Annotated in this window: 11 protein-coding genes and 2 pseudogenes; 2 read left to right on the top strand and 11 right to left on the bottom strand. The window is 39.4% G+C overall.

The window, feature by feature from the left end; translation table 11 throughout:
- The 9 genes and pseudogenes from DXB52_RS10505 to DXB52_RS10465 all read right to left on the bottom strand — a co-directional run.
- On the bottom strand, positions 1-450 hold a 450-nt coding region (locus DXB52_RS10505), incomplete at its 3' end, for an Hsp20/alpha crystallin family protein (protein WP_147343365.1).
- 108 nt (positions 451-558) lie between these two features.
- Positions 559-1,926, bottom strand: coding sequence for an MATE family efflux transporter (locus DXB52_RS10500; RefSeq protein WP_117541336.1), 1,368 nt, complete (start codon positions 1,924-1,926; stop codon positions 559-561).
- Between the two features lie 244 nt (positions 1,927-2,170).
- Positions 2,171-2,946 (bottom strand): annotated as a pseudogene (locus tag DXB52_RS10495) (ZIP family metal transporter).
- A 206-nt stretch (positions 2,947-3,152) separates the two neighbouring features.
- Positions 3,153-3,605, bottom strand: a complete 453-nt coding sequence (locus DXB52_RS10490; protein WP_117568699.1) for an Hsp20/alpha crystallin family protein — start codon at positions 3,603-3,605, stop codon at positions 3,153-3,155.
- Between the two features lie 203 nt (positions 3,606-3,808).
- Entirely contained in the window at positions 3,809-4,396 is a 588-nt protein-coding gene (locus tag DXB52_RS10485; RefSeq protein ID WP_117568674.1) for a cytidylate kinase-like family protein, read from the bottom strand.
- Between the two features lie 13 nt (positions 4,397-4,409).
- Positions 4,410-5,777 (bottom strand): MATE family efflux transporter, encoded by a 1,368-nt coding sequence (locus tag DXB52_RS10480; protein ID WP_117568672.1) that lies wholly within the window; start codon positions 5,775-5,777, stop codon positions 4,410-4,412.
- Positions 5,778-6,119: 342 nt separating this feature from the next.
- Positions 6,120-7,469 carry an ATP-binding protein gene (locus tag DXB52_RS10475; RefSeq protein ID WP_118107263.1) on the bottom strand — a complete coding sequence of 450 codons (1,350 nt, stop codon included), beginning with the start codon at positions 7,467-7,469 and terminating at the stop codon, positions 6,120-6,122.
- Positions 7,470-7,826: 357 nt separating this feature from the next.
- Positions 7,827-8,330, bottom strand: a complete 504-nt coding sequence (gene bilS, locus DXB52_RS10470) for a flavodoxin family protein BilS (RefSeq protein WP_117542415.1) — start codon at positions 8,328-8,330, stop codon at positions 7,827-7,829.
- Positions 8,331-8,384: 54 nt separating this feature from the next.
- Positions 8,385-8,861 (bottom strand): PTS sugar transporter subunit IIA, encoded by a 477-nt coding sequence (locus DXB52_RS10465; RefSeq protein WP_117542414.1) that lies wholly within the window; start codon positions 8,859-8,861, stop codon positions 8,385-8,387.
- Between the two features lie 250 nt (positions 8,862-9,111).
- Between DXB52_RS10465 and DXB52_RS10460 the strand changes: the two genes are divergently transcribed.
- Positions 9,112-10,440: an MATE family efflux transporter gene (locus DXB52_RS10460; protein WP_118107261.1), complete on the top strand. Its 1,329-nt coding sequence runs from the start codon at positions 9,112-9,114 to the stop codon at positions 10,438-10,440.
- 97 nt (positions 10,441-10,537) lie between these two features.
- Here the strand turns inward: DXB52_RS10460 and malQ are convergent, their stop codons facing one another.
- Positions 10,538-12,052 carry a 4-alpha-glucanotransferase gene (gene malQ / locus DXB52_RS10455; RefSeq protein WP_117542412.1) on the bottom strand — a complete coding sequence of 505 codons (1,515 nt, stop codon included), beginning with the start codon at positions 12,050-12,052 and terminating at the stop codon, positions 10,538-10,540.
- A gap of 216 nt (positions 12,053-12,268) precedes the next feature.
- Positions 12,269-12,643 (bottom strand): annotated as a pseudogene (locus DXB52_RS10450) (PTS transporter subunit EIIC); the annotation flags it as partial.
- 474 nt (positions 12,644-13,117) lie between these two features.
- On the opposite strand from DXB52_RS10450, the gene DXB52_RS10445 reads away from it, so the two are divergent.
- Positions 13,118-14,143 (top strand): LacI family DNA-binding transcriptional regulator, encoded by a 1,026-nt coding sequence (locus DXB52_RS10445; protein WP_055147182.1) that lies wholly within the window; start codon positions 13,118-13,120, stop codon positions 14,141-14,143.
- The last annotated feature ends 75 nt before the right edge of the window (positions 14,144-14,218 follow it).

Below are 14,218 nucleotides of genomic sequence, written 5' to 3'. Positions count from 1 at the left end.
ATCCTTCAATTGCGATTGTTTCTTTGTCTCAACTGGTTTGCCTCTTTCCTTCGGCACTGACAGTCTCAGAATACCATTCTCATATTTTGCTTTGATATCTTCCTGTGTAAGGTTCTCACCTACATAGAAGCTTCTCTGCATTGCTCCGGCATAACGCTCCTTACGGATGTATTTACCTTTCTTGTCTTCCTCATCCTTGTCAAGACCCTTAGCAGCTGATACGGTCAGATAACCATTCTCAAGCTCAATGCTGATCTCATCTTTCTTGAATCCAGGAAGATCGATATCTACTTCATATCCTGCGTCATGCTCACGGATATCTGTCTTCATCATGTTCTTAGCGTGTTTACCGTATAACGGATTCTTCTTTCCCCAGAAGTCCTGCTCAAATGGGAAGTTCATCCAATCATCATCAAATAAGTTTTCTCCAAAAATACTAGGCATCATCATAAGTCATTTCTCCTTTCAATGCTAACTAACTTTGTTGCCTTTTGTTTTGTTCTATTTATTATATAGCACGCAGTTTTCAGCCGAGTCAAGAGGTGAGTGCTAATTTTTTTAATTTTCCTTCTTCATTATCTTTAACTCCGGCATCACAATTGCCAGCATTGTAATAAAACACAAACTTCCTCCGATTACATTTGATATCGGTTCTGCTAAAAACACACCTCTTGTTCCCATGTGAAATGTATATGGAAACAAATATGTTAATGGCACGACTATAAATACTTTTCTAAGTAACGAAAAGAAGATTGCCTGTTTCTTTTTATTTAATGATTTAAATACCGTCTGTCCAATATATTGCAGATCCATAAATATAAATGCTGCAAAATACAACTTCAATGCTTCTACTGCATCTACCAGTAATTCTTTATCCGAACTGAAAATTCCGATCAAAAATTCCGGTGCAAAAATAATCACACTCCACATGATTGCCGTATAAATAAGAATCATGCAAGTCATTACTCTAATTGCTTTTCTAACACGTTTTGGACGCTGTGCTCCATAATTGTAGCTTAAAATTGGAGAGCTTCCTTCATTCATAGCATAAATCGGTGTCTCTACCATCTGCCGGATGCTTGATACAATTGTCATCACTGATATATAAACATCTCCTCCGATACCTGACAGCACACTGTTACAACATATTGTTACTACACTATTTGTCAGCTGCATAATAAATCCTGCACTACCAAGACTCACGATATTTTTTGCATCTGTTCCACATACTTTCCATTCCGCCTTGGAGAGCATTCGAACTTTTATCTCCGATTTTTTTCTTAAAAAATAAAATACATATGCTGCTGATAAAGTCTGTGAAATAATCGTTGCAATTGCAGCTCCTTTTATTCCTAAATGCAATCCAAATATAAATAATGGATCTAAAATTAAATTGGCAACTGCTCCGATTGTTACAGACAGCATGCCTGATGTAGCATAACCTTGTGCATTAATAAAAGGATTCATTCCTGTTGCAATCATGGATGGCACTGTTCCTATCAGATAAATCATCATATATGGATACGCATAAGATAACCCTTCCTCTGATGCACCAAATAATACCAGTATCGGACTTGCAGACATCATGCCGATTACCGTCAATACCACTCCACAAATGCACATCATTGAAAATGATGTATTCATAATTGTTTCAGCTTTTTTGGTATTTCCTTTTCCTCTATTAATGGAAAATAAAGGGGCGCCGCCACTTCCGAACAAGTTACAGAATGCTGTGATAATCACAATAATTGGAAAACATAAGCCCACAGCTCCAAGTGCTGTTGTTCCGACTTTCGGAATTCTGGCAATGTAAATTCGATCCACGATATTATACAAAAGACTCAATATCTGTGCCACCAGCATCGGTAATGCCGCGCCTAAAATATTTCCTGTAATTGTTCCGTGTTCAAAATCAATTCGTTTCATACTTTCATTCCTTTTTTGCTTTCTTTCCCTGACTCCAAGTATAACACAAATTACTCTAACCGAAACCGGTAAAGCGCTCTATGACAGAACCGCCATAACTTTGGCCAAACATGGTTTAGGGGTTGCCATCCTCCCTTCTTCCATGAGAGAACTCAACCCCTGTCTTTATGCTTATTTTATTAAGGATACGGAATAATGGTGCCTAACACCTTGTATCCAAATTATTTCTATGTTTGTAAATTTGTTATCCCAACGCTACATCCAGCATCATCATAATGCTGAATCCCACAGCAAAAAAGAGCGTTCCTATATTCGAATGCTTTCCCTGTGACATTTCCGGTATCATCTCTTCGATCACTACATAGAGCATCGCTCCGGCAGCAAAACTGAGTAAATAAGGAAGCGCTGGCAGAATCAACTGTGCCGCAGCCAGTGTCAGTACAGCTCCGATCGGCTCTACAACACCTGAAAGAACTCCGCCGAGAAATGCCTTGCTTTTCTTTTCTCCTTCTGCCCGAAGTGCAGGGAGATAATCGCTCCTTCCGGAAAGTTCTGAATCGCAATACCAAGTGATAACGCAAATGCACTTGCCGCTGTAATCTGCATATCTCCAGCCAGAAAACCTGCGTATATTACACCGACAGCCATACCTTCCGGAATGTTATGCAGAGTCACCGCCAACACCATCATTGTTGTACGTCTCAACTGACTTCTCGGTCCCTCAGCCTGCTCACTATTCATATGAAGATGCGGAATGATATGATCCAATGCCAATAGAAAAAGAATGCCCAGCCAGAATCCGATAAATGCCGGAAGAAAAGAAAATGCACCCAGATTTTCTGATTGCTCGATTGCCGGAATCAGAAGACTCCAAACGGATGCCGCAACCATCACCCCTGCTGCAAATCCTGTCAGCGCCCGCTGCACCTTATCACTAAGTGTCTCCTTCATAAGAAATACACACGCTGCTCCTAATGATGTTCCGAAAAACGGAATTAAAATTCCCCAAAATACTTTCATAATCTGCCCCTTTCTTATTTTCTATACTTTTTGCTGGAAAACTTATTTTTATTATCCTAGTAAAATAGTAGGGTTTCTTATTTAAGATTATAGAGCTACTCCTCTTATTATGCAAGTATTATCGTTTGCAACCTGATTTTTGACATGAAAAAAGGAGCTTTCGCTCCTCTTTTCACTTTACCTGAGATTCCAAAACCGGAATCAGATTATCCTTCAATTGCGATGGTCTTCTTTGTTTCGACTGGTTTTGCCTCTTTCTTCGGCACGGACAGTCTCAAAATACCATTCTCATATTTTGCTTTGATGTCTTCCTGTGTTACATACTCGCCAACATAGAAGCTTCTCTGCATTGCTCCGGCATAACGCTCCTTACGGATGTATTTACCTTTCTTATCTTCCTCATCTTTGTCAAGACCTTTGGCTGCTGATACGGTCAGATAACCATTCTCAAGCTCTATGCCGATCTCGTCTTTCTTGAATCCCGGAAGATCAATATCTACTTCATATCCTTTTTCATGTTCACGAATATCTGTCTTCATCATGTTCTTTACGTGTTTACCATATAACGGATTCTTCTTTCCCCAGAAATCCTGATCAAACGGGAAGTTCATCCAATCATCATCAAATAAGTTTTCTCCAAAAATACTAGGCATCATCATAAGTCATTTCTCCTTTCAATGCTAACAAACTTTGTTGCCCCTGTGAGGAAACCTCACAGTTTTTATATAAACTGCTTTCGCAGTTGTTGTCAGAACATTTCGGAGGATGAAGATTCTTTTTTTCTTATCTTTCTCTCTCCCTTTGTTCTAGTTATTATATAGCACCTGTATGTTAGCACTGTCAAGAGGTGAGTGCTATTTTTTTATTCTAAGCATTCCATAATTATCTTCTCGCATCTGTCATACCCAAGCTGGGAAGTATTCAAACACAACGTATAGTTGCTGGCTTTCCCCCATTTTTGTTCTGTATAAAAGTTATAATTCGTCATACGTCTTTTATCCGTATCTTCTATCATTTTTGCAGCAACTTTTTCACTGACATGATATATCTGACTGATTCTCTGTATTTTTACCGGCATATCTCCATGAATAAATACATTCAGCACATCGTCCCTGTCTTTCAGAATAAAATCTGCATTTCTTCCAATGATCACGCAAGGCTCCTTATCAGCCAGCTCTAAAATAACATTTCTCTGTGCCTCATATACCATGTCTTCTAGTGATTTTCCTGTGACGTCACGTCCGGCAAATGCATATGCGAATAATCCTTTTTTCGGCGATAATTCTGCATTTTCCCGAATATATTCCGGAGATAAACCAGACTTTTCTGCAATCTCATTAATGATATTTTTATCATAATAAGCAATTCCAAGTTTCTTTGCTACTTCTTCTCCGATAAATCGTCCGCCGCTTCCAAATTCTCTGCTGATTGTAATAATTCTTTTTGTCATCTCCGCTTCCTCCTTAACTTAAAACATCAACCTTGTTTTTTCTGATTTTCTTTAAGAACACATATCCCACAAAACATGAAACTATTTCAGTGATTGGAAATGCCCACCAGATTAATGTAACGCCCATCTGGCCATTTCTGACAAATATCGAAAAAATTCCGGCCAGTGGCAGGATAATGACAAACTGTCTCAAAAGTGAAATAACCAGCGATTCCATACCACCGTCCAATGCCTGATAAATCCCCTGATAAGCAACATTAATTCCGGCAAACAGAAAGCTGACTGAGATTACCCTCATTGCTCCGATAAAATATTCTCTTGACTGTCCTGCATTGAACAGTGTTGCAAATGCCCCGGGGAAAATCTCTGTAATGGCAATTCCAAGAATCATTAATGCGATTGTATAAATCAGGCCATACTTGATTCCATCCTTTATTCTCTTTTTGTTTCTCATTCCATAAGCAAATGCAAGGATCGGGGTAATTGCATCACGAAGGCCAAATGCAAGGAAGAGAACAAACTGCTGCACCTTATAGAACAAACCATATGCTGTCTGTGCTGACGGATTGAACTTCAGGATCAGATTCATTACATAAACCATAATAGACATCAATGCCTGTGCAATGATCGCCGGAAGTCCGATTGCATAGATTTCTTTTATAACACCTGCATCTGGCTTCATATATTTCGCTCCATGCTCAAACTCTTTATTCAATTTTATATGGAAAATGAACAGCAATACTGCGGACACTACCTGACCAATTACCGTTGCATAGGCCGCGCCTTTCACTCCCATTTCCGGGCAAGGTCCAATACCATAGATCATGATCGGATCAAGAATAATATTTACAACTGCTCCGACCACCTGACCGATTGTGGAATAAAGGGATCGTCCAGTTGCCTGTAATAACTTTTCGAATAAAGAAAAGAAAATAATTCCAAAAGAGATCACGCAGCATATCCGCAGATAACTGACACCCATCTGAAAAACTTCTGCATCTACTGTCTGGGATGAAATGTATGCTTTCACTCCGAAGATACCAAACAGTAAGCAGACCACATAAATGATCACACCGAGAAACAGACTGTTTCCTGCTACCTTTGCTGCTTTTTTATTGTTTCCCTGGCCAAGTGTCCTTGCCAGAAGTGCATTGGTTCCGACACCTGTTCCGATTCCCACTGCTACCATAAGCATCTGAACCGGAAATACCAAAGTCAATGCATTTAATGCGGCCTCACTGCCCACTCTCATATTTCCTACAAACGCACTGTCTACAATATTGTAGACCGCCTGCAATGCCATAGATAAGATCATCGGGATTCCCATCTGGACCATTAGCTTATTCACCGGCATATCCTTCATTTTGTTGCTTTCCGTCATTTTGTTTTAACTCCTCTCTTTTCCGCACAAAAAAAGTGCGTACCTTGTCTTATAAGCTGGACTTACGCTGACAGGCTACACACTTTTTCATGGCGATATTCTATTTGTAACTGTTCAGAGCCAAGCAAAATTTCATAAAACAGGTGTAAAATGCTTGCATTTTTAAGACTGTTTTTGAAATTTTATTTGGCGGATACGCCACACCGACGAAATGCGTAGCATTTGGGAGGTTGCCTCTGAACAGTTACTTCTATTTTAATAAGAAAACGAGTAACAGGTAAACTGGATTTACGCTTACTTGCTACTCGTTTGTAGTTATTATATTTCCTGTTAATCTAAAAGTCAAACAATTTTTTCTTCATCTTTTTCCCTTAGATATCGTTTTAATAGAAATGTACAAAAGTAAGGAAATGTATAAATTCCGTCTTCTATCCCAACATTACTATCTGCAAGTTTTATTCCCCAATGAATATCCCCATAAGAATCACTGGATATCAATTGTCTCAATGACTTAGAACGGTTCTTGTTTGCTTTCACTTCTACCGGAACCAGCTCATCTTTTGTTCTTACAAAAAAATCCTCTTCCAAAGTAGCATTTTCTTTTTTATAATAATACAGTCCAAGTCCCTGTTTTACAAATGCCTCTGCTACAAAATTTTCATATAAAGCTCCTTTGTATACTCCAAGATTTTTATTTGCCCGAAGATCTTCTTGTGCCTCCTCATCTAGTGAAGCTATCAATAATCCTGTATCTGGATAATAGATTTTGAATTTTGAGTCATCATAATTTCCTTTCAATGGAAGTTCTGGATATTGCAGACAATAACATATAGTAATCACGCCTGCATCTTCGAGCCAGGTTATACATTCCATATATTCTCGGCTTCTGGCTTTTTTGTCTATTTTACTTAATTGAAATTTCTTATTTTCTTTTGCAAGCTGTACAGGTACGTTCCGATAGACACTTACAATTTTAGTCTGATCCAAACCTTCAGCGTATTTTCTAATATCCTCTTCGTAATCCATTTGAATCTGCTTCTGGATTTCTATCGTATCTGTGAAGAGGTTTTTTTCAATATATACTTTTACTACTGCAGGCATGCCACCAAGTACACAATATTCTAAAAACAATTTCTTATAAACTGATAATTCTGTTTCTGAAAAAGGTGTTCCTGTCTGCATATGTTTTAGTATATCTTCAATATTCTTCTCTGAGTATCCTTTCGCCCACAAAAATTCTTCAAAATCCATTGAAAACATTTCATAATCTGTTTTATATCCCACACTGTTGCTATGGATTTTTCTGTAATTGATTCCAAGTAAAGAACCACTACATATGACATCAAATCTTCCATCGATTTTAAATGATTTCAACGCAGTTGCAATATCTGGGAACTCCTGTAATTCATCAAAGATAATCAATGTGTCTCCCTCGATGAATTTTTTGGATGTATCTATCATTGAAATATTCTTTATAATATCTTCAACAGCATATCCATCACTCAGTATTGTTTTATATTTCGGTTCCAATACAAAATTAATACTTACAATATTGCCATAATTTTGATTTGCAAAGTGATTAATAGATTCCGTTTTTCCAATCTGTCTTGCCCCTTTTATAATTAACGGAAGTCTTTCTTCTTTTTCTTTCCACTCTAACAGATACTCATCTATCTTTCTTTTTAAATACATAGAATCCCCTCCTTTTTTCAAGACTATCACGTTTTATGAGCCTATGTCAATTTATTTTTCACGTTTTATGAGCCTATATTTGTAATTTTTTCACGTCTTTTAAATATATTTCTTCTATTATTCACGCTTTCAACACTTTTATTCTTATTTTTGAAATCTCCTCTGTTACTTTTTCTTCAGAACAAAGAATGTGCCTCGGCACATTCTTGCGCCTGCGGCGGTCGCTTGCGACACCTACCTTGTACGCCGCAGTGCGCATCCTGAGCGGAGCGTTTTTTATATGTTAGGAAAGAACTTTCCTAACATATAAAAAAAGAAGCCCTCGTACTGAAGACTTCTTCTTTCCTCTTACTATTTCTATCCTCTAACCAGCTCTCTGAGTTTATCCAGATCTTTCTTATCCGGATGTGATAAAGCACGGTCAAAATTTGCGATCAGCAGATCAAGATTCGGCATATGATCCGGCTGCTCTTTCATTTTCACATAACGGTCTCTCACCGCTTGCGGCATCTTTCCCTGACACATATATTCACCAACCACCTGATTGCTTTTATCCATAGAACTCTTAACATTATTCAGAACCTTCTGGAAATATGCTTCATTCTCACCAAACCCGGCTGTTCCAAACAGAAAGACTTTTTTATTCTTTATCTTCTGCAATAATTCCAATGCGGACTTATCTGCATTTCCCTGATCTGTCCAGAAACCAATATAAAGCATTTCTGATACCGGTTCTTCGATTTCGCTTGTTCCGAAATAATCACAATTCTCCTGCGGCAATGCATCACGAATCGCATTTGCCAGCTCTGCTGTATTTCCTGTTTTGCTGCTGAATATGATTGAATATCTTTCTTCTTTCATACTATAACCTTCCTTCTAAGCTAAACCGATTCTGGAACAATATCTTCTGACTTCTTATTTCTGCTTAATTTCCATAATAACTGTTTTTCCGGCCTGAACTTCTCCCTCTTCACATACAAGATCTTTACCTTCAAGGCTTGAACCGATGACGATCGGTGTGATGGAATTACGTCCTGTTTCTTTGATAAACTCAAGGTCTGCATCTGCAAGCAGATCTCCTGCTTTTACCTTGTCTCCTTCTTTTACATGGATCTGGAAACATTTTCCATTCAGTGCGACTGTCTCAAGTCCGACATGTATCACAACTTCTACTCCGTTATCGGAAGTAACAGCGTAAATGTGACCTGTCTCTGCTACTTTTGATACAGTTCCGTCAACCGGGCTTACAACCTTACCTTCTGTCGGAACGATTGCAATTCCATCTCCAAGGATCTTCTCTATAAAAATAGGATCCGGCACTTCTGTGATTGCTACTGCTGTACCGGTCATAGGTGCTAAAATTGTTTCAAATACATTCTCCTGATTGCTCATATCTAACTCCTCCTTAGACGTCTTTCATCCACTCATTACTTCTCTTACCAACTAAAAAATTATAGTCACTGTTTTTGCGAATATCAATCCCATTTTTTTGATTTATTTGTGAATTCTATGTTTTGCATATTTTTCCACGCTAGTATCGTTTCTTCTTATTCATAATGATCAGAAAATCTTTTTATTGACCTCATGTATCTTTAAGGTTTATTATATACTAAGAGATTTTTTTTAACAAGGAGGGTTCCCAATGGAAAAAACTCTTATTTTTCAATCTGTAGATGAGATTCGATTAAAGAAATTATTACGCTTTATCATTCCAACTTATCTGACCTCATTATTTACTACTGTTTATACGATCGTTGACGGAATCTTTGTTTCTGCTTATGTTGGAACAAATGCACTCGCTGCGATCAACGTTGTCTATCCGCTTGTAAATATTCTGTACGGTATCGCACTTGCCTTTGCGACAGGCGGAAGTGCACTTGCCGCTCTTCATATCGGTGGAAAGAAAAATGATGAAGCCAGCCGGACTTTCTCTATAAGCATGACTGCTGCCATTGTCATTGGCGCTCTTGTTTCTGCACTTATTCTTTTCCGGTTGCCGCTCATCCTGCAGATGCTTGGTGCAACCTTACTGTTGATGGAAGATTGTAAAGCTTATATCTACTGGTGGCTGTTTGGTGCTCCGATCGTGGTTGGAAAAGAGATGTTCACTTATTTCATCCGTGTTGACGGTTCTCCGACGTACAGTTTTCTGACAGCACTTTCCGGAGGGATTTTTAATATTGTTTTCGATTACATTTTTATCGGACAGCTCCATATGGGAATTACAGGTGCCGCACTTGCAACCTTCCTCGGCCTTCTGCTTTCTTTCGTAATGGGAGTGGTTTACTTTGTAACACATCCAAACTTCCTTCATTTTACATTCCGCGGACTGTCCATAAAGGAAGCATTTCATAGCATGATCAACGGAACTTCTGAATTCGTAAACCAGCTTGCGATTGCGATCACAACCGTTGTCTTTAACCGAAGTGCCCTACTTTTCGCCGGAGAAGACGGCGTTGCTGCTGTTTCAATCATCATGTATTTACAGTTCTTATGTATCGGAATTTATTTTGGATTTTCTATGGGACTATCAACGCCACTAGGATATGCTTACGGAGACAGAAATTTCTCTGTCTGTCGTGTTTTAGAAAAGTACGCTTATCGCTTCTTTGCGATTGCACCGATCATTCTCTACGGATCCACTTATCTGCTGGCACCAATTGGGGTACGTTTCTTTGCATCTCCCGGCAGCACAGTCTTTGACATGGCAGTTTCCGGACTGCGCTTATATGGACTCGGATTCTTATTTTCAGGAATCAATATCTTCGCAGCAATCCGTATGATGACATATGGCAAAGGATATATCTCAGGTATGATTACCTTCCTTCGTTCCTTTGCTCTGCTGCTTCTTTTCCTGATTGTTCTTCCGAGGTTCTTGGAATTAAATGGAATCTGGCTGGCAGTACCGGCAGCTGAGATATTGACACTGATTGTTGCACTTTGGACGTTGAGGAAAAAAACTATAGCTTAAAAACAACTACTTAAAGAGAACTAAAAGACGGAGGTTTCTGACATTTTGTAATCAGAAACCTCCGTCTCTTTTTCATGAAATTTTATCTTTTAGAATCCTACTCGACTGTCTTCCAGTTCATTCTTCCATATCTGAGTGTCATCTCCTGGATTTCCTTCTGCAATTTCAATGATAACTGTCTCGTATTCACTCTCCATTTCCAGTTCTTTCCTACCGTAGACGGAGTATTTATACGACAATTATTTCCAAGTCCTAAATAGTCCTGCATCGGAATAACACACAGCTTTGCACTGCTTCGCATAATCAGGCTGATCAGAGATTTATACAGTTCCCTTTCCGGTGTGTACTGGTCACACATGTAATCTCTCGCCAGTTTCTGCTCCTCTTTTGTGATACTGCTCCACCATCCAACGATTGTCTCGTTGTCATGAGTTCCTGTATAAGCCACACTATTCACCGGGTAGTTATGTGGAAGATAATCATTTGCGCATCCTGAGTCGCGGGAATCAAATGCAAATTCCAGAACCTTCATTCCCGGAAAACCACTCTCTCGGACCATCTCACGGACAGAATCTGTCACATAACCAAGATCTTCGGCAATAACCTGCTTCCATCCAAGTGCCTGTTCCACTTTGCGGAACAGATCGATTCCAGGACCTTTCTCCCAATGTCCTCCGATTGCATTCTCTGCTCCATGCGGAATGGAAAAGTATTCATCAAATCCTCTGAAATGATCGATTCTGACAACATCATACATCTGGAATACATAATGCAGTCTTGAAATCCACCATGAATATCCTGTCTCCCTATGATAGTCCCAACGGTACAGTGGATTTCCCCACAACTGTCCTGTCGCAGAGAATCCATCCGGTGGGCATCCTGCTACAGCTGTCGGGATATTTGCTTCATCTAACTGAAACAGTTCCGGATGTGCCCAGGTATCCGCACTGTCCATAGCAACATAAATCGGGATATCTCCAATGATCTTGATTCCATTTTCATTTGCATATGCCTTTAACTTCATCCATTGCTCATGGAACTTAAACTGCATATACTGCTGGAATTCAATATCATAATACAGTTCCTCTCTGTAATAATCCATTGCATCTTTCCAACGAAGACGGATATCCTCTGCCCATTTTGTCCACTCTACATTGTCAAATCTTCCTTTCACAGCCATGAACAGTGCATAATCTGACAGCCACCAGCTATTCTCATTCACGAATTTCTGATACTCCGGATTCTCACTGATCTTACTTCTCTCATAAGCTTTGCGAAGTAATGGATAACGTCCATTATAAATCTTCTCGTAATCAATGGAACCCTTTGCTTTTCCCCAGTTTACTTTCTCACATTCTGCACGTGTCAGAACACCTTCCTCGATCAGTTCATCCAGACTGATAAAGTACGGATTTCCTGCAAATGTAGAAAAGGACTGATATGGAGAATCGCCATAACTGGTCGGTCCAAGCGGGAGAATCTGCCAATAACTCTGTCCTGCTCCTTTGAGCCAATCTACAAATTCATACGCACTTTTTGAAAAACAACCAATTCCGTACTCGGACGGTAAACTACTGATCGGCATTAAAATACCTGCTGCTCTTTCGCTCATTTTATCTTCCTCCTCTTAATCTTCTACCTCGATCATTACTCCATAATGATCGGATACTACCGGGTAATTCTTACCATTACATACCACTTTCGATGACTTTACTTTTTTCTGCGTATTACAGAAAATGTAATCCAGACGTTTGGCATCTTTCACTGCTCCACCGCCTTCTCCATCGCGCCATCCATCGATTTCTTCTTCCACTGTAACACCGGAATCTTTCTGTTCTGCATCAACTCTTCTATACATTGCAAGTGCAACACCAAGCAGAAGGCCGGTTGCTCCAATCATCTGTCCGACTTTGAAACGGGCCGGTGTTACTGTTGTGAGCAGAGTTTTATAAGCTTCCATATTTCCTGCATCTTTGTAATTGATCAGATCAGTTACCCATGCAAGCCACAGCGGATCCTGTCCAAATACCTGCTTTCCGGCATTAATTCCTGACTGTACAACCGGCCATACAACTGCAAGAATCAGAGAAATAATTACTGACCATGCGATACATACCATTGGTACGAAGCGTTTTCCATTGAAGAACGATAATGCATCCGGTAATTTGCGGTAATTATAATATTTATTGTAAATAATTCCTCCTTTAGATCTCCCTGCATGCCACCACATCCTGTGGCACGCCTCTGTTTGTTGCATTATTTCATGCAACCGTTTGCATTAATTATATGCACGTTTTTCACGAAATGCAATTCTATTTATAGATCTATTTTCTATTTCTGCCTTTTGCACAATTTATATGCTCTGTTTTTGTACATTCTCACAACAGTTTCTATGCAAAAAACTATGCAACAGATTTGACATCATTGCGTTCTTTCACTAAAATAGTAGGTGACGAATTTTTTGTGAAAATGTAACTGTTCAGAGCCAAGCAAAATTTCAAAAAACAGGTATAAAATGCTTGCATTTTTAAGACTGTTTTTGAAATTTTATTTGGCGGATACGCCACACCGACGAAATGCGTAGCATTTTGGAGGTTGGCTCTGAACAGTTACGTGAAAATAAAGGAAAATAGGTGTCAGACTCCTGACATCCTCATTTCCTCACAGGAGGGAAAATATGGCAGTAACAATTAAAGATGTGGCCGCTTTGGCAGGTGTATCACCTTCCACTGTCTCTAGAACTTGTAAGAATAACCCATCCATCAGCACAGAAACAAAAGAAAAAGTTCGTAAAGCGATGATCGAACTTGGTTACGAAGTAAACTTTCAGGCCAGCAATCTTGCTTCTCAGTATTCCCGCACGATCGGGATTATCCTTCCGGCATCTGCCCGTGAAGTATATGAGAATGCTTTCTATCTTGAAGCAATTCGCGGCATCAGCCACTACTGTAACCAGAGACAATACATGTCTACTGTTGTGACAGGTCAAGATGAAGATGAGATCTTAAAAGCGATTCAGTCTATGTCACGAAGTGGAAAAGTAGATGGGTTCATCGTTCTTTATTCTCGAAAGGACGATCCGATTATTGATTATCTCTTCAGCGAAGGGCTTCTTTATATCTTGATTGGAAAAGCAACACAGTACACGAATCAGACATTATATATTGACAATGATAATCTTCTTGCCGGAGAGGACGCGACCGAATATCTCTATCAGCTCGGTCATCGCAAGATTGCTTATCTGGGTTCCGACAGTTCACTGACTTTTGCCGCAGACAGAAAAACCGGTTACCAAATGGCATTGACTAAACACGGAATCCCTTTCCGTCCAGAATACTGCGCGGAAGTTCTGAATGTATCAGGAGATAACACAGAAGCAATTTCTTCTCTGTTACTGCAGGATGAACCGCCAACTGCAATCGTTGTAAGTGATGATATTCTTGCCGTTTCACTTGAAAGAGTCTGTCTTCAGAATCATGTTTCAATCCCTGATGATTTGTCGATTATATCATTCAACAACTCTCTATTTGCAAGATCGACATCTCCACAGCTTACTTCAATTGATATTAATTCCAAGCAGTTGGGTATCGAGGCGGCATCACAGATGATCAATCATATTGAGAATCCGAATCTTGTTGCAACAAAGATTATCGTGCCGCATCAGCTGATTGAACGTGACAGCTGTTGTAAAATAAATGGATAAAAAGACGGAGAGTTCTGACATTTTCAATCAGAACTCTCCGTCCTTTTTATCATTTTTTCTTCTGATATCAACCAA

The sequence above is a fragment of the Ruminococcus sp. OM04-4AA genome, assembly GCF_003462585.1.
GTDB lineage: Bacteria > Bacillota > Clostridia > Lachnospirales > Lachnospiraceae > Mediterraneibacter > Mediterraneibacter faecis.
This window is presented reverse-complemented; position numbering and strand designations above follow the sequence as displayed.